Source organism: Rhizobium beringeri (assembly GCF_004306515.1).
GTDB lineage: Bacteria > Pseudomonadota > Alphaproteobacteria > Rhizobiales > Rhizobiaceae > Rhizobium > Rhizobium beringeri.
In genome coordinates, this window is the sequence record NZ_SILG01000001.1 from 966,901 (window position 1) to 987,948 (window position 21,048).

Sequence of the window (21,048 nt, forward strand, 5' to 3'; positions counted from 1 at the left end):
ACCGCTCTATGTGCGGTCCGTGATGTAGAGGTAGAATTCCATCATGCCGCCATCGCGGCTGCCTGTTTTGGCGAATGTTTCCCGCCGCCGATGCACCCGCTCCGCAACGCGCTGCGAAGGAATATTATCGGGCCTGACGATGGAGACGATGCGCGCAAGTCCAAGGGTTTGAAGCGCGTGGTCGCGGCAGGCGGCGGCCGCCTCGATCGCATAGCCCTTGCCCCAATGGTCGCGCCACAGGTGGTAGCCGATCTCGGGTTCCATACCTTTTGACGTTTCCTGCAACGTGATGCCGCAATCGCCCAGCAATGTGCCGCTCTGCCGGTCCGTCACCGCCCAGAGGCCGAAACCCTGACTGGTATAACTGTCGAAGGCGAGCCTCTGGAACCAGCGCGCGGTTTCGTCGAAACTCTTGATGCCGGGGTAATATCGCATGGACTCGGCATCGCCGAAAATACGGTGAAGAAACGGCAGGTCGGCAGGCGTGATCTCCCGCAGCGTCAGCCGCTCGGTCTTCAGGATATCGCGCGCCATCGGCCTTCTCCTGGGATCGCCGATCCGTCGATAGCGTCAACGACGGAGAAAGTCAGCGGCCCATCACATCGGTATGGGCCGCTTGCCGATTGCAGGGCTGCGCGCCTACTTCCCGGGCTCGAACACCATGGAGTGGCCATTGATGCAGTAGCGCAGGCCTGTCGGCGGCGGGCCGTCGGGAAAGACGTGGCCGAGATGGGCTTCGCAGCTGCCGCAGCGGATTTCGGTGCGCACCATGCCAAAGGCCGTGTCGCGATGCTCAGTCACCGCTTCGGGCGACACTGCTTCGAAATAGCTCGGCCAGCCGCAGCCGGCATCGAATTTCGTGTCGGAGCGGAAAAGCGGCGCATTACAGCCGACGCAGCGGTAAAGCCCTGTCTCGAAGGAATCCCAATAGGGGCCGGTAAAGGCGCGTTCGGTGCCGTGCTGGCGCGTGATGCGGTATTGCTCGGGGGTGAGCTGCTCTTTCCATTCGTCATCGGTTTTGTGGATCTTGGCGGTGGTCGCAGTTTCGGACATGAGGTGCTCCTTTCGCCGAGGGGCGGTTCCGTTTGCGCAAAATGTGGTGCGCCGCGTTCACTTCATCAAGTCTCCAGCGCCGCGCCATGAGATTGGCGGCATACCGCAATTGGAGGAAGACGCTTGCTTTTACATCCGTTAGGGGTTTTCTGTTAGGGTTAATGTTACGTGCATTGGAGAATCACTGGTGTTTGAGGCAGCAATCGTCCTGCTCTACGGCCTGGTGGCCGTGGCCGCCATGGCGGTCACGCTGTTGGAAGGCTGGGCCAACCACGACGGCTTTACGCTCCATCGTCTCGCCGGTCTCTTCGCCTGCCTGCTCTGGCCGCTGACGCTTGTGGTCTTCATCCTGCACGGTTGCATCGCCCGGCTGCTGTCGCGTATTTCCCGATCGATGGCCTGATCGACGTCGAACATCGCCATGCAGTGCGGCCTGCGGCCGAAATCACTTGAGACGCTCCCCCGTTTCGCCTAAGCCAGAAGACAGGCCGGTTTTCTCCGGTTTTTCCGTCTGTTGCTCTTGCAACAGACTGTTGCCTTTACAGCGCCGCGCGCCTTGTCGGACGTGCAAAGAACTGTAACATTTTGAATTATGCAGTAGAGGAGGGGACATGGCCTATGTCACGGCTCTGACATTTCTGGCCCTGTGTCTGCCGCTCGTCGGCGCTCTTGCCGCCCCCTTCGTCATCCGCATCTTCGGCGCAAACGGTGCCTGGCTGCTGGCGATCGCTCCCTTGCTCGCCTTCCTGCATTTCCTGCGCTTCATTCCCAAGGTCGCGCGCGGCGAGGTCGTCACCGGCGGCTATTCCTGGGTGCCGAGCTTTCATCTCTCCTTTTCCTGGTTCCTCGACGGCCTGTCGCTGGCTTTCGCGCTGCTGATCACCGGCATCGGCACCCTGATCGTGCTGTATGCCGGCGGCTACCTCAAAGGACACAAGGATCAGGGCCGCTTCTTCTCCTTCATCTTCCTCTTCATGGGCGCGATGCTCGGCGTCGTCGTTTCCGACAGTTTCCTGATGCTCTTCATTTTCTGGGAGCTGACGTCGATCACTTCCTTCCTGCTGATCGGATTCGATCACGAGCGTGCGGCGGCTCGCCGCGCCGCCCTGCAGGCGCTTGTTGTGACCGGCGGGGGAGGGCTCTGCCTGTTGGCCGGTCTGCTGCTGCTCTGGAATATCTCAGGCGTCACTGAGATGTCGCGGCTCATCGGAACGGGCGATGTCGTGCGCGAAAGCCCGTTCTATCTCGCAGCCCTCCTTCTGGTCCTGGGCGGCGCCTTCACCAAGTCGGCGCAATTTCCCTTCCATTTCTGGCTGCCGAACGCCATGGAGGCGCCGACGCCGGTTTCCGCCTACCTGCATTCGGCGACGATGGTGAAGGCGGGTGTCTATCTGCTGATGCGGCTCAATCCCGTCATGGGGGCAACGCCTGCCTGGGAGATCCTACTGCCCTTCTTCGGCGGGCTGACGCTGGTGGTCGGCACCGCGCTTGCCATCCGCCAGACCGACCTGAAGCTCAAGCTTGCCTATACCACCGTCTCCTCGCTCGGCCTGCTCGTCATGCTGATCGGCTTCGGCTCGGACCATGCGGTCGAGGCGGCGGCGCTCTATCTGGTGGCGCATTCCCTCTTCAAGGGGGCACTCTTCATGGTCGCCGGCATCATCGATCACGAGACCGGCACGCGCGATATTACCAGGCTGCGTGGCCTGATGCAGGCGATGCCGCTCACCTGGATGATCGCACTTGCGGCGGCCTTCTCGATGGCCGGGCTGCCGCCCTTCTTCGGCTTCCTCGCCAAGGAGGAGATCTATACGGCACTTGTCGGCGGCGATGTCCGCGCACTCACCTTTACCGCCATAACCGTCTTCGGCAATGCGCTGATGTTTGCCGTCGCCTTCGCCGTGGCATTGAAACCCTTCCTCGGCCAGCCGGTGGAGACGCCGAAACCTCCGCACGAAGCGCCCGTCCTGCTTTGGCTCGGCCCGGCCGTTCTCGCCGTCCTCGGCCTGCTCGCGGCGATCTTTTCGACCTTCACCCATACCGTCCTGTCCTCGCCGATCGCATCCGCCATCCGCCAGACACCCATCGAAATCGACATTTCGCTGACGCCGCATATCGGCCTGCCCTTGGCGCTCTCCGCCCTGACCGTGCTGCTCGGCATCGGCGTTTACTGGCAGCTCGCGCGCGCCCGTTTCCTGATGGCCGTCTTCCTGCGCGCGGCCGGACCTGGGCCGGACCATGGCTTTGATGTCGCAATATCAGGCCTTGTCCGCTTTTCCGGCCGCGTCATGCGTGTGCTCCAGCCGGGGCGGCTGGAGATCTATGTCACCTGCACCTTCCTCTGCCTTGCCGCCATCCTCATCGTCCCGCTCGTCATCTATGGCGAACTGCCGCGCCCTCCGGCCTGGCCCGCCGATGTCAGGCTCCACGAATGGGCAGTCTTCCTGATCGCCGCCTTTGGCCTTGCCGCCGTGCTCGTCGCCCGCGACCGGCTGACGGCGATCGTCTCGCTCGGCATCCAGGGCTTCGCGGTCGCCATCATCTTCCTGTTGTTCGGCGCGCCGGATCTGTCCTTCACCCAGTTCATGGTCGAAACCCTTTCGGTGGTGATCCTTGCCCTGGTCATGACTAGGCTCCGTCTCTCGCCCGCCGATCGGCGGCCACTCGGCCGCAAGCTCTTCGACGGTGCGCTGGCGCTCGCCTGCGGCCTAGGCTTCACGCTTTTGCTGATGCGGGCGACCGAGGCGCCGTTCAACGACGCGCTGACGGTCTTCTTCAACGCCTATTCCAAATCGATCGCCCACGGCGCCAATGTCGTCAACGTCATCATCGTCGATTTCCGCGGCACCGACACGCTCGGCGAAATCGCCGTCGTGGCGGTCACCGGCCTTGCCATCCTGGCGCTGATCCGCATTCGCGCCGGCAGCGAGCGCAAGCTTGCCGCCAATGATCCCGCGGCGGAGGGCTGATCGCGTGAACACCCTCATCTTCCGCACCGTCGCCCCGTTTCTCACCGCGCTGATGCTGCTTTTTTCCGTCTTCGTGCTGCTGCGCGGCCATAACGAGCCGGGCGGCGGCTTCATCGGCGGGCTGATCGCTGCCTCGGGACTGGCGATCTACGGCATTGCCCGCGGCGTTGGCGCCGTTCGCCAGGCGCTGTTTTTCCATCCGCTGTCGGTTGCCGGCTTCGGCTTGCTCCTGTCGACAGCGGCCGGTCTTCTCTCCATCCTGTTTGCCGTTCCCTTCATGACCGGCCTCTGGATCTATCCGACGCTTTTCGGCGCCGAGGTGCCGCTGTCCAGCGTCATGCTCTTCGATGTCGGCGTCTATCTTGTCGTGCTCGGCGCCATCACCTCGATCGCACTGGCGCTCGAGGAAAAGGAGGTGGAATGATGGAGCCGCTTCTTGCGATCCTCGTCGGCCTGTTCTTTGCCGCCGCCATCTATCTGATGCTGTCGAAATTCTCGATCCGGATCATGCTCGGCATCGCCATCCTCGGCAACGCCGTCAACCTCCTGCTCTTTACCGGCGGCCGGCTGACGCGCGAGGTGCCACCGATCATCCCAGCGGGTCTCGACAGCTTGCCCGCGGGCACGGCCAACCCGCTGCCGCAGGCCCTCATCCTGACGGCGATCGTCATCTCCTTTTCCTTCCTTGCCTTCCTGCTGGTGCTGACCTACCGCGCCTATCAGGACCTCGGCACCGACAACACCAGCGATATGCGCGCCGCCGAGCCCGACGACCGGCCGCTGCCGCCATTGGGGTATTGAGCCGGATGTTGGTGCGGATGTTGACCCCACGGCGAGTGCTTTCCTCCTTTAGAGGAGGCGCCATCTGATGGCCGCCCCCACCTCCACCGTCGATCTCTCCGCCGCCCTGATCACCGCCCCGGTGCCCATCGGGCATTGGCTCGCCATCCTGCCGGTCGCCCATTGCATCACGCTCGGCGCCGTCCTCTTGATGCTGCGCGGCTATCCCCGCCTGCAGGCCTGGCTTGCCATCCCTGGCCTTGCGGCGCTGGCGTTGATCGATGCGGCACTGCTCGCCAAGGTCGCCGTCGAAGGGCCGCTGACCATGGTCATGGGCCGCTGGTTGCCGCCCTTCGGCATTGCCTTCACCGTCGATCTCTTCGGTGCGCTGATGGCCTTCACCGCAGCTCTTGCCGCGCTCGCCGGCGGCATCTATGCGCTGGCCGATATTGGCGAAAGCGGCCGGCGATACGGTTTCTTCCCGCTGCTCATGCTGCTGATGGCCGGGGTCACCGGCGCCTTTCTCACCGGCGATATCTTCAATCTCTATGTCTGGTTCGAGGTGCTGCTGATCTCCTCCTTCGGGTTGATCATCCTTGGTTCCGAACGTGAGCAGATCGACGGCGCGCTGAAATATGCGGTGCTCAATCTGATCGCCACGACCCTGTTCCTGGTCGGCGTTGGCATCCTCTATGCCGCCTTCGGCACGCTCAACATGGCCGATATCGCGGCACGGGCGAAGGATTTGCGCGGCACGGCGCCGCTGATGACGCTGGCAAGCCTCTTCCTGCTCGCCTTCGGCATGAAGGCGGCGGCCTTCCCGGTCAATTTCTGGCTGCCCGCCGCGTACCATACGCCGCGTATCACCGTCTCGGCGCTGTTTGCCGGCCTGCTGACCAAGGTCGGCATCTACGCGCTGATCCGGGTGATGGTCATGCTGCTGCCGGTGGAACGCGAGGAGTTGAGCCTGGTGATCGCGCTCGCCGCCGCCGCGACCATTCTCGTCGGTGCTCTTGGGGCGCTTGCCGAAAACGATATTCGCAGGCTGTTCGGCTATGTCGTCATATCGGGCATCGGCAACATGCTTGCGGGGGTCGCCCTCGGCGGCCTTGGCGGCATCAGCGGTGCGGTCTTCTATGCGCTCCATTCCATGGTGCTGATGACGGCGCTTTATCTTGCCGCCGGCGAGATCGCCCGGCGAGGCGGCGGCTTCTCACTGTCGGCCCTCGGCGGGCTCTACAGGCAAAGCGGCGGCTTCACCGCGCTCTCCCTCGTGCTTTTCCTTGCCGCCTGTGGCCTGCCGCCCTTTTCCGGCTTCTGGCCGAAAGTCATTCTCGTCAAGGCCTCGCTCGATCTTGGCGCCTGGTGGCTGGCCGCCTCGATCCTCGTCGGCGGCTTTCTGACGACGATCGCCTTCGGCCGTCTCTTCCTGCTCGCCTATTGGCGCCCGGCACCGATGGCCCTGACGCCGATAGTCCTGACGTCGTCTGGGGCCAGGTGGCGCACCGGCCTGCCGCTTGCCGCGCTGACAGCGCTGGTCGTCGGCTTCGGGATCCTGCCGGAACAGCTGCTGGCGCTGTCGCAAACGGCTGCCGCCGGCCTTGCTGATCCCCGGGCCTATCTTCATTCGGTCTTCCCGGAAGGAGGCGCGCCGTGATCTTCTTCCTCTTCAACCTGCTGCTTGCCATTGCCTGGCTCACTGTTACCGGCAGCGCCTCGCTGCACAATCTCGTCCTCGGCTTGCTGCTCGGGGCCCTGGCGCTGGTCATCATCCGTGAATCCTTCCGCGGCAAGGGGTATCATATCCCTCGCGTCCGCCCGGTGTTCTCGCTCGCCGCTCTGTTCCTCAAGGAATTGTCGCTGTCGGCCTGGAAGGTCACGGTCACCGTCCTCTCGCCCGATATGAAGCTGAAACCCGGCATCTTCGCCTTCCCTTTGACGGTGACGAGCGATTTCGAGATCACCTTGCTGGCAAACCTCATCACACTGACACCCGGCACGCTTTCGGTCGACGTCTCCACAGATCGCCGCACGCTCTATGTCCACGCGCTCGATTGTTCCGATACCGAGGCGAGCAAGCGCGATATCGCCAACGGTTTCGAACGCAAGATCATGGAGGCCTTCCGGTGATCACACCTGCCACCATCGTCACGATCGCATCCTCGGCCGCACTCATCATCCTCGGCCTGGCGCTGATTCTCACCGTCTGGCGCGTCGTTGCCGGCCCGACATTGCCGGACCGAATCCTCGCCCTCGACATGCTGACCGGCATCGCCATCGGTTTCATCGCCGTTATCGCGGTCAAGACCGGCTTTTTGCTCTATATCGATATCGCCATCTCGCTCGGCCTCGTCGGTTTCCTGGCGACTGTCGCCTTCGCTCGATTCGTGCTGTCGCGCGGCAACATCAAATCGAGGCCGTCCGCACCTGCGGCAAACGGCAACACGCAAAAGCGGGCAGGGGGCAAGAAGTGATGATCGATTATATCGCGGCTGCCATCACCGCCCTGCTGCTGATCGTCGGTGCGCTCTTTGCGCTTGCCGCGGCGATCGGCCTGGTCAGGCTGCCCGATCTCTACACCCGCATGCACTCGGCCTCGAAGGCGGGGACTGTCGGCTCCGGCCTGTTGCTCCTCGCCGCCGGGCTCTATTCGCAAGATCCGGCGATTCTCGCCCGCGCCGTCGCCGGCTTTATCTTTTTCCTGCTGACGGCGCCGGTGTCTGCCCATCTGCTTGCCAGAGCTGCCCATCGTTCGGGATATGATCTCGATGCGCTCTCGGTTCGTGACGATATCAGGGATCGCTGAGCCTATGCTGTTCGGCAACTTTACCAGATTTATGCAAAACTTATGCACAGGAAGCTGTGAGTAAAGCTTGCCGGAGAGCCCCTCAATTCTTCATCTGTCATTTTTTCTCAAGAAAAACGACAAATAATAATTGGCGTTTCGACCAAACGATGGTATTTGAAAATGCAAGTAGAGTTCTGATTGTGAATTACAATCGTACTGCTTCCAAGTCCCTCAGTTTTGATTTTTAATGTCTAAACTGAGGCCATCGCCTGGAGCATGACGTAGTGGTTTCCGATCAGGCAGTATAAGAACAGGTTACGCTCTTCGGAATCTAGGGGTGGATTTCGCGTTTTTCGAAACAGAAGGTCGATTCCTGCGCTTTTGCTGTTCGCTTCTACGAGGCGGGTCTTTGGCGTGTCAGTCAAAGGCCGTTTGAGCATGCTAACAGGAGAAAAAATATGACAGATATAGCGACCGGCAATGCGCCGGAGCTGCTTGTGGAACTGACAGCCGACATTGTCGCGGCCTATGTCAGCAACCATGTTGTACCGGTCAGCGACCTGGCCAATCTGATTTCCGACGTGCATTCGGCACTGAGCAACACGTCCGTACCGCAGCCTGCTGCGGCGATCGTCGAAAAGCAGAAGCCTGCAGTTTCTGTCCGCAAGTCCGTACAAGACGAGCAGATCACGTGTTTGGAATGCGGCGGCAACTTCAAGTCCCTCAAGCGTCACCTGATGACGCATCACAGCCTCTCGCCGGAAGAATACCGCGAGAAATGGGACCTGCCGACCGATTACCCGATGGTAGCGCCCGCTTATGCCGAAGCGCGTTCGCGCCTGGCAAAGGAGATGGGCCTTGGGCAGCGCCGCAAGCGCGGCCGCGGCTGAGCTTTTTCGAAAGCATCGACGACAAAAAGCCGGGTCTTGTGCCCGGCTTTTTTGTGTGCCTTTTCAAGGCGAGGAAAATAATCTCGATGGAGCCATTCCAGGAACGTGCGAAGCGGTTTTCCCAGGCAAAGCGCGAAGCGGTTTTGCCGGGGATTGGCTAAAACGAAAGGTTGGAGCGGTCCTGCGTTTCAATCAAAAGCTGAACCGCGCTGGTATTCAGGCCTTCGCAGATGATTCGGACGGGCGCCAAGATAGTGTGAGCGACCCTGTCTTATGCTTTGCCGACAGGCTTAGAATGTATTCCTATACTATCAGCAAGTGTTAATGTATTCGATGTGCCAAAGGCAGGCGCTGCCGGAATCGATCGGCTGTGGCTTTGAAAGCCGATCAGCCATCATCGCGGTCAAGCCGCGGCGCGGACTCTTGCCTCTTCGCGGATCCTGTTCACCATCGAGCGCAGTCCGTTCGAGCGCTGCGATGAGAGGTTCTCCACCAGGCCGATCTTCGAGAATATCTCGAAGGCATCGAGCCCGGCGATCTCGGATGCGGTCTTGCCGGAATAGGTGGCAAGCACGATGGCGACGAGGCCGCGCACGATATGGGCGTCGGAATCACCCTCGAAGCTCATCACCGGGTCGTCGGGATCGCCTGTCGTATGCGTCACCAGCCAGACCTGGCTGGCGCAGCCCATCACCTTGTTCTCGGAGGTGCGCTTCTCCTCGGCCAAGTCGGGCAGTGCCTTGCCGAGTTCGATGACATAGCGGTAACGGTCTTCCCAATCGTCCAGGAAAGCGAAGTCGTCGATGATCTGGTCGAGGGATGCCATGGAGAAGCCTTTCACTGTTAAAGCAGTTCCAGCAAAAGTGCGCAGCGGTTTTGCGTCCGGAATGCGTCAGGAAATGCTCTAAGACTGCATATAGGTGAAAGACCGGCAGATTTGAACCACTAAAGCAATTCCAGGAAAAGTGTGAAGCGGTTTTCCCAGGCAAAGCGTGCAGCGGTTTTGCCGGGAATTGCGTAAACTAAGATAGAAAAACGCCGTGAGGGATGGGCATCCTCACGGCGCAGCAACATGCTGAATTAAACAGGGCAGGCACGTCAGGCATGGGGCATCTCCGCGTCATGCGGACCACCGATGCAAGCTATAAAACCGAAAGCTATTGCGGACGAATGCCCGCGAAAAATTTCGTCAGATCGCCGGCTTTGGCGTCGGCAGCGGAATAGCACCTGTTACCACCGTCTCGGCTGCGGCATCATCTTCGACCGGCGGACGGTAAGGCATCGGCTGGTTGAGCGCAGCCCTTGCCTCGCGCACCTTTTCCTGGATGGCAGGCGGGGTGAGGGAAGGCATGTTGAGCGCCACCGGCATCTGCGGTTCGGCAAGCCTTGCTGTCGCCGGCGCCTCGTCCTTGAACTGGCTGTCGAGAAGTTCGTAAGCAACACGGGCGCCTTCACGGGCGCGGTAGCCGAGCGCGGTGAGGGTCTCTGTGCCCTTGGCGCAGACTTCGGGCTTCTCCGAGCACATGCCGGTCAAATAGTCATAAGCGCCGCTTGCCGCCGTGAAGGCGTCGGAAAGCTGCAATTGCGGGCCGCTGGCGAGCTTGTCGGAACTCTCCGTGCTGAAGACGGAAAGAAGCACGAGCACGAGGCCAAACCAGAAGGATCCTTTGATCAGAAACCACATTGTCGTCGCCCATCCTGTTTTCCCCGTCCGGTTCTTGTCGCCGAATCAGGCCGGTTGTCCGGTGTGCTTTCACCCTACCGCCAAGTTGCGAATGCCGCTTTTCGAAACTCACGCGCATTTGCGGCAAATTTAGTTCAAATTTTAGCGAACGGTATTTGAGCCGCATTTTAGTCGAATGCGAGCGATCGCCGTTAAGCATCAGGGCAGCACCTGCTTGCAATTGCAGGACTTTTGCCGGCTCGCCTTGCCACAGGAGTTAACGCAATGCTGAAATATGAGGAAAATCCGTCGCTTACCCCCTATTAACCACAAAAGGCAAAGAGCCTTCCAGATGCTTCAAAACGGGAATTTCGGTCGTTTCAGGCTGTGAACAGCGCTTTTGCCTTATCCTTTCTTTAAGTCGCCAAGGCCTATTGTCCGGATCGATCGACAGCCTTTCGGCGGGTATTGCGTGCGTGTATTGAGTAACATTGGCGGCTGGATGACGGCCCTCGTAGACCGGGCAGCGACAAGCTGGCTCTCCCGGACGGGCGGCGGTGAAGCCGTGCGCCAACGCGAGCTCGCGATCCTGCGGCGCCTCGTACTCTTCTCGTCCGCCGCTCTTATTGCCGCGCCTATCGGCCTTTCGGCAGTCACCAGTCCGGCCGTCGCCTTGCCGGCGGGTGTCGCCATGGTCTGCGCCGCCTTTCTCTTTTCCGCCGTCGGCAGCATCGCGCTCGCCCGTCAGGGCTCGTCCGCCGGTATCGCCACGCAGTCGGCCGAGGATTTCTTCCTTGCCGCCACCCCAGGCCTCGTCTTTTTCCTCGACCTGCATGGCAGTGTGGCGACCGTCGGCGGCCGCGACCGGCGCGATTTCCTCGCCTGGATGCGCGATCCCAAGGGCAGGGGCTTCCTCGAGCAGGTGCATGTCTCCGACCGCATCCTTTTCCTGCAGGCGCTTGATGACCTGCGCCGGGGCGAGGATGCTCAGAGCGTCGATCTGCGCATCGACCGGCCCTCGGTCTCGCGCGATCAACGCCAGTTCGCCTATCTCAGAATGGACATGACGGCCCGGCGCGACGCCGACGGCGAACTTGCCGCCATCATTGCCCAGCTGCGCGATGTCTCCGTCGAGCAGCAGTTGCGTGACGAAGCCCAGAACCGCGCGGCGGATGCCGAATCGGCAAACGACGCCAAGTCGCGCTTCCTCGCCGCCGTCAGCCATGAGTTGCGCACGCCGCTGAACGCCATTCTCGGTTTTTCCGATATCCTGATCGGCGAATATTTCGGCAAGTTTGAAAACGACCGTCAGCGCGAATATGTCGGTCTGGTCCGCGAATCCGGCGCGCATCTGCTGTCCGTCGTCAACACCATGCTCGATATGAGTAAGATCGAAGCCGGCCGCTACGAGCTGATCCTCGAAGCCTTCGACATATCAAGCTCCGTCAAATCCTGCGAATCGATGCTGGCCTTGCAGGCCAAGACCAAGGGTCTCACCCTGACGAGCCGTATCCAGCGCGGCCTCGGCGAGGTCGTCGCCGATCAGCGCGCCATCCAGCAGATCCTCATCAACCTCGTCGGCAATGCCATAAAGTTCACTGAGGCCGGCGGCGTCGTCTCGGTCGATGCGGCTGCGCGCGACGGCATTCTCAAGCTGACGGTCAGCGATACCGGCATCGGCATCCCGGCCGACAAGCTGGCACTGCTCGGCCAACCCTTCGTCCAGATCCAGAACGATTATACCCGCCGGTTTGAAGGCTCCGGCCTCGGTCTCTCCCTGGTCAAGGGGCTGGTGGCGCTGCATGGCGGGTATTTCGCCATCGCCAGCCAGCCGGGCGAAGGTACGATCATCACCATCGAGATCGCGATGGACGGCTCGGGTGCCCAGCACGCCGAAGACGCCGGTCATGGCGCGACTGTCGAGTTTCCGCCGCGGCTGAAGGGCGCGGTCAACACAGGCGCAGAATTGGAAGAGGGGCGTTTCGATGGCCGCGCGCAAGCGAAAATCGCCTAAGGGAAAAAGGGGACGGCAGCAGCCGGGCCTTCTGATGTCAGGCGCTGCCGCCCTCGGCGGGCTCGGCCTGCAAGGCGCCTCCGTGCTCGGCGGGCTTGGACTGCAGGGCGCCTCCGTGCTCGGCGGCGTCATCGGCCGCAATCCCTCGGTCGCCGGCGGCACGATCACCTTTGCCGTCATCTTCTCCTTCGTCGCCGCCAATGCGCTCTGGTATCAGCCGGGCCTGCATCCGCATCCGATCTTCCGCACCCGCGATTCGCAGTCTCCAACCGTGCTCGGCGCCCGCCGTCCAGCCGAGGAGCGGCAGGGCGACGTCACGACCTTCCGGATCGAGCGGCCGCAGGATACAGCCACCACCAACGCGACACCGGCGCCTGCCGCACCCGGCCAGCAGCCGAGCCAGCTCGTCATGGACATCCAGCAGCAGCTGGTCCGCCGCGGCCTCTATAACGGCATACCCGACGGCATCATCGGTCCGCGCACCAGTGCGGCCATCCTCTTCTTCGAAGAGACCGTCGGCATGACCCAGACCGGCGATCCGACGCCGGAGGTATTGGCGGCGCTGAAGACCGATGCCGCCGGCCCCTCGACCGTGCCCGCCGAAAAACCGCCCGAAGATGTAAGCTCGAAGGCAGCGGCTGAAGACCCGGTGGCAGCGGCGATCCGCAGCGCTGAAAAGACGGTCAAAACGGCTCCATCAGCGGCAAAGCAGGTTCCATCAAGCGAAATCACCAATGTCGACCTGGTGTTGAAGATCCAGAAGGGTCTTTCCAACATGGCCTATGCCAATGTCGGCGTCGACGGCGTCGCCGGCGAGCAGACCCGCGCGGCCATCCGCCATTTTCAGAAGCACTACAACCTGCCCGAAGACGGCGAGCCGAACCAGGCGGTGCTGAAGAAACTCAAGGAAATCGGCGCGATCTAGGTTCGGCGCCTCGCAAAACGGCGCCAGGTCAGTCATGGCAAGGCTTTCCTGCACCGCATCGCGGATGCATCGAGACTGCCGCACGTGGCAAGCGTCCCTCGGGCCAATCGCAGCGTCTCAATCCTGAAGCAATGTCAGACCCGAAGGGGGCCCTTAGATATTTTTCTGCCGAGCTAAGCTTGTTGAGCGTCGCGGTCGAACGGTCATTTCTATTCGCCTCGAAGCTCCAACCGGACGACTGAAGATGAGTAGGGCCGCTATCCCGATTGCGGACCCGACAGCTGACGCCGGCCGCCTAAGCGCGCTGAGAGTCGATATACACGGAACTATTGTTACAACGGCCCGTTGTGCCCCTCAGAATGTGCAAGCTGTGCTAATCTGGCACGATGGCGTGAAGAATAGAGGGATTTTCCCGTTTTCTTCCTATGGCCAACGAAAAGGCAGACGAGCTTCCTACCCATCCGGTTTGCTTGCAACTCACCGACTTCCCGACCATATCAAAAACGCGAGAGGAAATGGCGATGAAACGTCGACCGGCTTCGTCAAGCCGAGTGCAACGTAAGCGCAGGGAGGAATTTGACGACGGGCCGCGGCTTGGCCTGGGCAACAGACAAAACAAGGCTATCAGATTTCTCGACCAATATTATCCAGAACCGCAGCCGACTTCCGTGATCCCGGGGGTATCGGATATAACCATGGAGGAGCTGATAGCGCGAGGCGTTGTCGCCGAGGTTCAAGCTCCCGATGGGAAAGAACGTGTTTTCATTCTCGCTGTGCGCGGGGAAGATGAAGTTCGCCGACTCAAACTTCGGGAGACATCGCTTCGAAACGGCATCGGCAAACGATGACCAGTCGCCGCATCACAAGCGTAACCAGTGTGGACAAAATCCTCCTTCCAAAACAACGTCTAGCTGCGACTCTGTACCATTTCGTACAAAAGTTGTTGTGCAATGCAGCTTTTAAGCGCAATCTTATATACGATGTCAGCCACGTAAGGGCGCTGAACGTTTGGAAGATCGTCGTGCTTTCGCCCCGGAGAGCACGATGACCAACCAAAATATAAGCACCTTCAAGAACCATTTGTTGTGTGCCCTTGCCCCTGAAGATCGGCGCCTGCTTGCCCCCAGTCTGGAGAGAATGCAGCTCAACCTTCGTCAGTCGCTCGAAAAGGCGCATCAGCCGATCAACTTCGTCTATTTTTTCGAGGAGGGTCTTGGTTCGGTGGTGGCAAGCAAAGAGGGCGGTTCAACCGTCGAGGTCGGCCTTTTCGGCCGGGATGGCATGACTGGCACGTCGCTGGTCCAGGGCGATACAGAAAGCCCGTTCGACTGCTTCGTCCAGATGGGCGGCTCGGCGCTTCGTATTTCTGCCGACAATCTTCAAGAAGCGATGTCTCAGAGCGCCGCGTTAACAGAACTTTTGATGCATTATGCCCGTACGCTCGGTATCCAAACCACCTACACCGCTCTTGCAAACGGTCAGATCAAACTGGAAGAGCGGCTGGCGCGATGGATCCTCATGGTTCACGACCGCGTCAATGGCGACAGCTTCTATGTGACCCATGAATTTCTTGCGATGATGCTTGGCGTGCGTAGGCCGGGTGTAACAGTGGCCCTGCAAATTCTCGAAACAAAGCACTTCATCAAATCGCAACGCGGGGAAATTCTCGTGCAGGATCGCACTGGGCTGATGCACCTCTGCCAAGGCACCTATGGCCCGGCTGAGATAGAATACGAACGGCTGACCGGCATCCCTCTTGGTAAATCGAAGCCGGTTCCGAATGATGCCGCGCCGTTGATACGGCCTGCCTGATCGACAATTGAACGCATTTGACGTCGGCAACCTTTAAGGATGATGCGTGACCTCACTTTACAATCACCATGTAGACGAGACCGCTTCGACAGTGCTCCTGAACGCCTTCCAGGAGGCCTGCGCCCGGCATGACATCTCGCCCGATAGCGAAGACGGCTCGGATCTCTTAACCGTTCTTTTGTATGCCTTTCAAAAGGGGACGACGACCAAGGATGCGCTGGTCGGCCTCGCGTTAAATCTCATTGGCAAGTGAAAGGGAAAATCCCGCCCGTCTCGTCCCGGTCGGTAGATCACCTTTTGAGACGATGCGCGGCGCGATCGGAGGCATCCCGATCAGATCGGTGCAGATTGAGAATCCGGATCGCGTCCATTCTGGCGATGGCGTGTTTCTGCACAAAATAGTCAAGTTCATAAGCATCGGACACTTTTTTCCGATCCTGTGTGGGTTTGATCACGGTGACAGTCATTCATTTCCTCCTCGTATACCAAATCAGGTCAACTTATCAGGGTCGTGACTCGACCGGTGGAGTGGTACGGAATGAGACAATGTCGTGGGGGGAGAGCTGCAATTCACCTTCCGCGGACAGGCGTCGACCCTGAGCGCGTCTTCGATGGTCAACATTCCAGCCAATGCGCCACATGTCTTCAAAAATACGTCCGGAAAAACGGTACGCAGGCGACGGGCCATCTTTGATCCACTTCCTCACGGATTGCGGGCGGCGGCATTGAGAGCATGATGCTGCTGAGCCGATCTGGCCTAAAATCATCCGGATCTAGCGCCGCTACGATGCCGCCTTGAGCAGCCGGTAATGCGTCGTCATCGCCTGGCCCTCGACATCCACCACCTCTTCGATCGGCCCGGCCTCGCGGGCCATCGCCACGCGATAGCGCCTGGGCGCCATACCCGTCATCCGCTTGAAGGCGTTGCTGAAGGCGCTTTCGGATGTGTAACCGAGCGAAAGCGCCAGCGTCGAAACCGGCATGCTGCCCTCCCGCAGCTCGCGTTCGGCAAGGCGCATTCGCCAACCGATCAGATAGGTGAGCGGCGCAACCCCCGCCACGGTCTTGAACCGCAGTGCAAAGCTCGTGCGCGACATGCCGGCCGCCTTTGCCAGTTCGCCAAGCTGCCAGGACCGGCCGGGATCGCCATGCATCAGCCGCAGCGCCGGCGCAATGCGATCGTCGCCGAAGGCGCGGAGCCAGCCGACCGTCAATGGCGCCGAGCTCATGATGTGCGCCCTCAGCACTTGCACGAACATCAACTGCGCGAGCTGGGTCGAGGCGAGCAGGGCGCCTGGCCGCTTTGCCGCCATCTCCCGCACCAATTGGTCGAGCAGCCAGCGCAGCACGCCGGCTTCGGCAAGGGCGGCGCGCACATGAATGATCGGCGGCAACACGTCGGACAACAGCTCCATGCCCTGCGGCCCGAGCGCGATGTGGCCACCGAGATAATGGAAATCCTCGCCAACGCCGTGGCGCGCCATGCCGTCGACCTTCTCCTTGAAGGCGCCGACCGCATCGGCGGGCGCAACGGCAAGATCGCTCGCCAGGATGAAGGAATGCCGGCCGTTCAGAAGCGCAACGTCGCCTGCCTCGAGCAGAATGGGTTCACTGCCATCGTCGAGGCAAAGCCAGCAGCGCCCTTTGGCGACCGCGCTGATCTTGATCCGGTTCGGCCGGGGGAAGCGCAGCGCCCAGGCGCCGCCGGCGATCAGCCCGCCCGACACAAGGCAGCGCGCATCGAGCAGATTGAGCATTTCGGAGAGCGGGTCACTGATCATTTTTGAACGATGAAGCAGGAAATCGGGATTTGCAAGCATTCAGAATCCCGTTTCCTGGGCGTACATAAGGCCATCTTGCAACAACGGAGGGCATGCTATGTCCACCCCACAAGCTCCCATCGGTTCCGCCTTCGGTGCGGCATCAACCGCCGCCGACGTCATTGCCGGGCACGATCTTTCAGGCAAGGTCGCGATCGTCACCGGCGGTTATTCCGGTCTTGGCCTCGAGACGGCTCGTGTGCTCGCCGGAGCCGGAGCCAGGGTTGTCGTTCCCGCCCGCAATCTCGAAAAAGCCAAGGCGGCCGTGGAAAGCATTCCCGGCCTTACGGTGGAAAAGCTCGACCTGATGGACCCCGGCTCGATCGACGACTTCGCCGACCGCTTCCTCGAAAGCGGCGAGCCCCTGCATCTGCTCATCAACAATGCTGCCGTCATGGCGAACCCGCTGACGCGTGATGCCCGTGGTTACGAATCGCAGTTCTCCACCAATCATCTCGGCCATTTCCAGCTCACTGCTCGCCTCTGGCCGGCGCTGGTGAAGGCCGAGGGCGCGCGCGTCGTCGCCGTCTCCTCGCGCGGTCACGTCTTCTCCGGCGTCGATTTCGACGATCCGAATTTCGAGAACCGCGAATACGCGCCCTATCTCGCCTACGGCCAGTCGAAGACGGCAAATGCTCTCTTTGCGATCTCACTGGACGCTTTGGGTGCGAAACACGGTGTCAGGGCCTTCTCGCTGCATCCCGGCGGTATCGTCACCACCAATCTGGTCCGCCATCAGTCGAGCGACTTCCTCAAGGCGAGCGGCTATGTCGACGAGGATGGCAAGCCGGTCATCGATCCGGAAAACAACAAGAAGACGATTGAGCAGGGGGCGTCGACCATCGTCTGGTGCGCCGTCAGCGAGAAGCTCGAGAGTCTCGGCGGCGTCTATTGCGAGAACTGCGATATCGCCACCGCCGTCCCCGGCGATTCGACCGAGATGCTCGGTGTCCGTCCTTGGGCAACCGATCCGGAATTTGCCGAACGCCTCTGGCAGCTGAGCGAGCGGCTGACCGGCTTCATCGCCAGCTGATCAGGCGCCACACGGCCACCCACAGTCACGGAGTCCGATTTCCCTACAACCTAAGTCTAAGGTGCTGCGGCTGTTTGCAACTTGTTAACCATGTTGCCTGAAGCTTTTCTGATTGGGGCGGGGGAGCGTCGGTCATGCATGCGCTGAAGGCGATAGACGATCTGGTCGGAGAACCGGCGGTCGAAGTGGGGGCGGCCCCAGACCCCGAGGCGCTGCGCCACATTTTGCTGCGTCTTGCCGAAGAAGCCTCCACCCTTGGCATCGATCTCGTCGATATCGCCGGTGCTATCCAGGACATGGCGGGAATGTCGGCCCGGCATGCCTCCGCCTTCGATCATGTCACCCGCACTGCGCTGTCGATTGCCGAGACCAACCGCTCGGTCGCGGTGTCGCTGCGCGAGACCGACCGCACGGCGGCCGAGGCCCGTCACATGCTGAAGGAATCGGCCGACCGCCTGACCGGCTCCGTCGTCGAGATCGGCCACATGGTCCAGTCCTCCAACGAGATCGGCACTGAGATCGCCGGCTTCTCCAAGTCGCTTGCCGATGTCGACAATATCGCCGAGGAGATCAGCACCATCGCCCGCCAGACCAACCTGCTGGCGCTGAATGCCGCGATCGAGGCGGCGCGCGCCGGTGATGCGGGCAAGGGTTTTGCGGTCGTCGCCGCCGAGGTCCGCGCGCTTTCGCTGCAGACCTCGAAGGCGACCGGTTCCATCCAGCAGACGTTGGACGAACTGCGTGTGAAGATCGACCGGCTGTCGGCCGTCGGCAGCGATGCGCGCGACAGTGCGGCCGGCGTGCGTGACAAGTCGGAGGCGATGCGCGGCGCCTTCGAAAGCATGGAACATGTTATCACCCGCATCCTCGACAGTTCGACTGTCATGGCCAACACCACCGAGGCGGTCGACCAGCAATGCGCCGGCTTCGTCGAGAAACTCGGCGAGATGTCGGCCGAGGTCGCCGGCTCGAATGTCAGGCTGCAGCAGGCGGCAAAACGCGTCGACAGCGTCGTCGGCCTCTCGGAAACCCTGATCCAGCTGACGGCGAGCGCCGGCGTCAAGACCGCCGACAGTCGTTGGATCGAGGAAGCGCAATCGGTGGCAAGACAGATTTCCGGCGCCTTCGAACGCGCCGTCGCTGAAGGCCAGATCGGGCTCGATGCTCTCTTCGACCGACGCTATCGGCCGATAGCGGGCTCCGATCCGGCACAGGTGATGGCAGCCTTCACCGAGCTCACCGACCGGCTGCTGCCGCCGATCCAGGAACCCGTCACAGCCCTGGACGAGCGCATCGCCTTCTGCGCGGCGATCGACGAGAACGGCTATCTGCCGACCCACAACCGAAAATTCTCGCAAGCCCAGCGGCCTGGCGACACCGTGTGGAACACCGCCAATTGCCGCAATCGCCGCATCTTTGCCGATCGCGTCGGCCTTGCCGCGGGCCGCAGCACCGCGCCCTTCCTCGTCCAGACCTACAGGCGCGACATGGGCGGTGGCAACTTCGTGATGATGAAGGATATCTCCGCTCCGATCACCGTGCGCGGACGGCATTGGGGCGGATTGCGGCTGGCAATCAAGGTCTGACCCCGGGGGCAAACTCTGACCCCGCATTGCCGCCGCCCACAGGCCGGGGCTAGCGCATCGCAATCCTTCAGATTCGCTCCTCGCGCTGTTTCCCCATCTCGTTATCGCAAAACCGCTACACACTTTTGCGCGACATGCTTTATACCGCACCAATGAGATTACGCGCCGACATCTTCGTTTCAGCCCTCCTGCGCCGCGTCTTTGCCAGCGGCGATTTCGCCGCCGTCGAGAAGAAGGGCGCGGAGGAGGCGGGTGCCATCTTCATCCGCCAGCATTTCCGCAACGGCCTGGAAACGCTCTATGCGCCGGCGCCGCAGACCGCCTTCGACGAGGGTCAGGCCGGTGACCGCCTGTTCGAGATCCGCCTGTCGCGCAGCGAACCGGAAGCGGTGCGTGCGATGCTGGAGCGCGAACGCAAATTCGACCCCGATCTCTGGATCGTCGAGCTGGAGGCGGAGGAACTGGGGGACATGATCCCGCTTGCCAAGGACGGCTGACGGCCAGGCGCGTCAGCTCCTCACCGTTTCGAACAGCTCACCATGCGGTGAGGTCAGTCATTCCAGCTCAGCGATACCGCCGCCCCATGACGCGCATGTCGCGCTGCGGCGGCGCCTGGCGGATGAAACGATGGTCGGGTGTTGCCGCCGGCGCAGGCGTATCGGGCGCTTCCGGCTTATAGGTGTAGCGATCCGCACGCCGCCAGGCTTCGACGCGTTCGTGGCATTCTTCCGGGTCGAGCGCATCGAGCACCATCCAGCCGCGCGTGACGTTGTGCTGCTGTTCGGCAAGGTGCGGATAGAGCCTTTCGAGCACGAAGACGGCGTCGAGAAAGCCCATGCCGAGGCTGGTCAGCGTCGTGGCGAGTTGCTGGCCGGAAAGATCGAGCATGATGCGCTCGGCAAGCCAGCGGCTGGCGGAAAGCGCATCGGCAAGTGCGGTTGCGAAATGCGTCGCCTCGCGCGAGCGGGCGAAGCGCACCAGCAGCGCCTCCTGAATGTCTGTGAGCGTGCGCAGACCGAGCCTGTCCTCATCGGCACGGCCGAGATGACTGGCAAGCCCGAGGATGCGCTCGCGCAATGCCTCTTCATTGGCAACCCGCTGTTCCTCCAGCGCATCTGCCTCGTTGGTCTCGGCAGGCGCTGGTGAAAGCGGGACCGCCGGCGATTCCATGATCGGTGCCGATGCACCCGTGGAGCGCGGCTGGCTCTGGCGCAGCGCCACCAGCGCATCAATGACCTTCGGCGAGAGTGAATCGCGGCTGACGATCGCCTTGACATGCGCTGCACCCTGCATGCGCGCGATGGTGATCAGCGTATCGTCGGCGACGGCCTTTGAGGCGGCAAGAAAAGGCGCCGCGATCTCGATCGGCTGGTTGCCGATGAACAGCGCCACGGCTGCCGGCATGTTCTCGCATTGGGACAGCGCCGCGACCGCCTGGCGCTTGGCCTCGTCAGAGGAGGCCTGGAACAGTGGCATGAAGAGTTCGGCAAATTGGCGCAGTTCGGACCGTGTCGGATGAGACAGGTTCTCGAAACTGCTGACAGTCGCCATTAACACCACGTCCTTTTTCCTGACGGCCAAGGGGCCTTCTAGGTCTCGAAACCGGTCACGCACAAAAACACCCCGAAAACGCAGAACAAGGGGACCAAGGGCCGATATGCGCTGGCGGAACGCATGTCAGGCCATACGGTTATGAACAAATCCTACACCGGTAC

24 protein-coding genes are annotated in these 21,048 nt (G+C 61.5%); 17 read left to right on the top strand and 7 right to left on the bottom strand.

What is annotated here, in order from left to right:
- Positions 1 to 6: 6 nt before the first annotated feature.
- Both ELH03_RS05040 and msrB read right to left on the bottom strand, forming a co-directional pair.
- Positions 7 to 534, bottom strand: coding sequence for a GNAT family N-acetyltransferase (locus ELH03_RS05040; protein ID WP_130766111.1), 528 nt, complete (start codon positions 532 to 534; stop codon positions 7 to 9).
- A 105-nt stretch (positions 535 to 639) separates the two neighbouring features.
- Complete coding sequence (gene msrB, locus ELH03_RS05045) at positions 640 to 1,053, bottom strand: peptide-methionine (R)-S-oxide reductase MsrB (protein WP_018241252.1); 414 nt, start codon at positions 1,051 to 1,053, stop codon at positions 640 to 642.
- 187 nt (positions 1,054 to 1,240) lie between these two features.
- On the opposite strand from msrB, the gene ELH03_RS05050 reads away from it, so the two are divergent.
- From ELH03_RS05050 to ELH03_RS05090, 9 genes are all read left to right on the top strand, one after another.
- Positions 1,241 to 1,456, top strand: a complete 216-nt coding sequence (locus ELH03_RS05050; RefSeq protein WP_027685427.1) for a hypothetical protein — start codon at positions 1,241 to 1,243, stop codon at positions 1,454 to 1,456.
- A 208-nt stretch (positions 1,457 to 1,664) separates the two neighbouring features.
- Positions 1,665 to 4,022 carry a putative monovalent cation/H+ antiporter subunit A gene (locus tag ELH03_RS05055; protein WP_130766112.1) on the top strand — a complete coding sequence of 786 codons (2,358 nt, stop codon included), beginning with the start codon at positions 1,665 to 1,667 and terminating at the stop codon, positions 4,020 to 4,022.
- Between the two features lie 4 nt (positions 4,023 to 4,026).
- Positions 4,027 to 4,446: a Na(+)/H(+) antiporter subunit B gene (locus tag ELH03_RS05060; protein ID WP_128402317.1), complete on the top strand. Its 420-nt coding sequence runs from the start codon at positions 4,027 to 4,029 to the stop codon at positions 4,444 to 4,446.
- The gene (locus tag ELH03_RS05065; RefSeq protein WP_032994420.1) at positions 4,446 to 4,823 is read left to right on the top strand and encodes a Na+/H+ antiporter subunit C; all 378 of its coding nucleotides are present in this window, start codon (positions 4,446 to 4,448) and stop codon (positions 4,821 to 4,823) included. Before ELH03_RS05060 ends, ELH03_RS05065 begins: the two co-directional genes overlap by 1 nt.
- Positions 4,824 to 4,890: 67 nt before the next feature.
- Positions 4,891 to 6,459 carry a Na+/H+ antiporter subunit D gene (locus ELH03_RS05070; RefSeq protein WP_130766113.1) on the top strand — a complete coding sequence of 523 codons (1,569 nt, stop codon included), beginning with the start codon at positions 4,891 to 4,893 and terminating at the stop codon, positions 6,457 to 6,459.
- Entirely contained in the window at positions 6,456 to 6,932 is a 477-nt protein-coding gene (locus ELH03_RS05075; protein ID WP_128411235.1) for a Na+/H+ antiporter subunit E, read from the top strand. Before ELH03_RS05070 ends, ELH03_RS05075 begins: the two co-directional genes overlap by 4 nt.
- Positions 6,929 to 7,276 carry a cation:proton antiporter gene (locus ELH03_RS05080; protein WP_128402320.1) on the top strand — a complete coding sequence of 116 codons (348 nt, stop codon included), beginning with the start codon at positions 6,929 to 6,931 and terminating at the stop codon, positions 7,274 to 7,276. Before ELH03_RS05075 ends, ELH03_RS05080 begins: the two co-directional genes overlap by 4 nt.
- On the top strand, positions 7,276 to 7,608 hold the full coding sequence (gene mnhG / locus ELH03_RS05085; RefSeq protein WP_128402321.1) for a monovalent cation/H(+) antiporter subunit G: 333 nt from the start codon (positions 7,276 to 7,278) through the stop codon (positions 7,606 to 7,608). The genes ELH03_RS05080 and mnhG overlap by 1 nt, the downstream gene beginning before the upstream one ends.
- A gap of 440 nt (positions 7,609 to 8,048) precedes the next feature.
- The gene (locus ELH03_RS05090) at positions 8,049 to 8,480 is read left to right on the top strand and encodes a Ros/MucR family transcriptional regulator (protein WP_003557810.1); all 432 of its coding nucleotides are present in this window, start codon (positions 8,049 to 8,051) and stop codon (positions 8,478 to 8,480) included.
- 403 nt (positions 8,481 to 8,883) lie between these two features.
- Here the strand turns inward: ELH03_RS05090 and ELH03_RS05095 are convergent, their stop codons facing one another.
- On the bottom strand, positions 8,884 to 9,306 hold the full coding sequence (locus ELH03_RS05095) for a SufE family protein (protein WP_027685419.1): 423 nt from the start codon (positions 9,304 to 9,306) through the stop codon (positions 8,884 to 8,886).
- Positions 9,307 to 9,669: 363 nt separating this feature from the next.
- Complete coding sequence (locus ELH03_RS05100) at positions 9,670 to 10,164, bottom strand: DUF5330 domain-containing protein (protein WP_130766114.1); 495 nt, start codon at positions 10,162 to 10,164, stop codon at positions 9,670 to 9,672.
- Positions 10,165 to 10,615: 451 nt separating this feature from the next.
- Here ELH03_RS05100 and ELH03_RS05105 point away from each other — a divergent pair, with 451 nt between their 5' ends.
- From ELH03_RS05105 to ELH03_RS05125, 5 genes are all read left to right on the top strand, one after another.
- Positions 10,616 to 12,157 carry a sensor histidine kinase gene (locus ELH03_RS05105; RefSeq protein ID WP_128402323.1) on the top strand — a complete coding sequence of 514 codons (1,542 nt, stop codon included), beginning with the start codon at positions 10,616 to 10,618 and terminating at the stop codon, positions 12,155 to 12,157.
- Positions 12,129 to 13,082 (top strand): peptidoglycan-binding domain-containing protein, encoded by a 954-nt coding sequence (locus ELH03_RS05110; RefSeq protein ID WP_130766115.1) that lies wholly within the window; start codon positions 12,129 to 12,131, stop codon positions 13,080 to 13,082. The genes ELH03_RS05105 and ELH03_RS05110 overlap by 29 nt, the downstream gene beginning before the upstream one ends.
- 521 nt (positions 13,083 to 13,603) lie before the next feature.
- Positions 13,604 to 13,930 (top strand): hypothetical protein, encoded by a 327-nt coding sequence (locus ELH03_RS05115; RefSeq protein ID WP_130766116.1) that lies wholly within the window; start codon positions 13,604 to 13,606, stop codon positions 13,928 to 13,930.
- A 196-nt stretch (positions 13,931 to 14,126) separates the two neighbouring features.
- Positions 14,127 to 14,894, top strand: a complete 768-nt coding sequence (locus ELH03_RS05120) for a Crp/Fnr family transcriptional regulator (protein ID WP_128411233.1) — start codon at positions 14,127 to 14,129, stop codon at positions 14,892 to 14,894.
- A gap of 46 nt (positions 14,895 to 14,940) precedes the next feature.
- Positions 14,941 to 15,147 carry a hypothetical protein gene (locus tag ELH03_RS05125; protein ID WP_027685413.1) on the top strand — a complete coding sequence of 69 codons (207 nt, stop codon included), beginning with the start codon at positions 14,941 to 14,943 and terminating at the stop codon, positions 15,145 to 15,147.
- Positions 15,148 to 15,184: 37 nt separating this feature from the next.
- Here the strand turns inward: ELH03_RS05125 and ELH03_RS37250 are convergent, their stop codons facing one another.
- Both ELH03_RS37250 and ELH03_RS05130 read right to left on the bottom strand, forming a co-directional pair.
- Positions 15,185 to 15,361: a hypothetical protein gene (locus ELH03_RS37250; protein WP_164902085.1), complete on the bottom strand. Its 177-nt coding sequence runs from the start codon at positions 15,359 to 15,361 to the stop codon at positions 15,185 to 15,187.
- Between the two features lie 315 nt (positions 15,362 to 15,676).
- Entirely contained in the window at positions 15,677 to 16,714 is a 1,038-nt protein-coding gene (locus ELH03_RS05130) for an AraC family transcriptional regulator (protein ID WP_075224833.1), read from the bottom strand.
- Between the two features lie 58 nt (positions 16,715 to 16,772).
- Between ELH03_RS05130 and ELH03_RS05135 the strand changes: the two genes are divergently transcribed.
- The 3 genes from ELH03_RS05135 (at position 16,773) to ELH03_RS05145 (ending at position 19,830) form a co-directional block, all read left to right on the top strand.
- On the top strand, positions 16,773 to 17,747 hold the full coding sequence (locus ELH03_RS05135; protein WP_128402327.1) for an oxidoreductase: 975 nt from the start codon (positions 16,773 to 16,775) through the stop codon (positions 17,745 to 17,747).
- Positions 17,748 to 17,881: 134 nt separating this feature from the next.
- Complete coding sequence (locus ELH03_RS05140; protein WP_075224835.1) at positions 17,882 to 19,333, top strand: methyl-accepting chemotaxis protein; 1,452 nt, start codon at positions 17,882 to 17,884, stop codon at positions 19,331 to 19,333.
- Between the two features lie 152 nt (positions 19,334 to 19,485).
- Positions 19,486 to 19,830: a DUF1491 family protein gene (locus tag ELH03_RS05145; RefSeq protein ID WP_075224862.1), complete on the top strand. Its 345-nt coding sequence runs from the start codon at positions 19,486 to 19,488 to the stop codon at positions 19,828 to 19,830.
- A 67-nt stretch (positions 19,831 to 19,897) separates the two neighbouring features.
- Here the strand turns inward: ELH03_RS05145 and ELH03_RS05150 are convergent, their stop codons facing one another.
- Positions 19,898 to 20,947, bottom strand: a complete 1,050-nt coding sequence (locus ELH03_RS05150) for a DUF2336 domain-containing protein (protein ID WP_128411231.1) — start codon at positions 20,945 to 20,947, stop codon at positions 19,898 to 19,900.
- Positions 20,948 to 21,048: the final 101 nt, after the last annotated feature.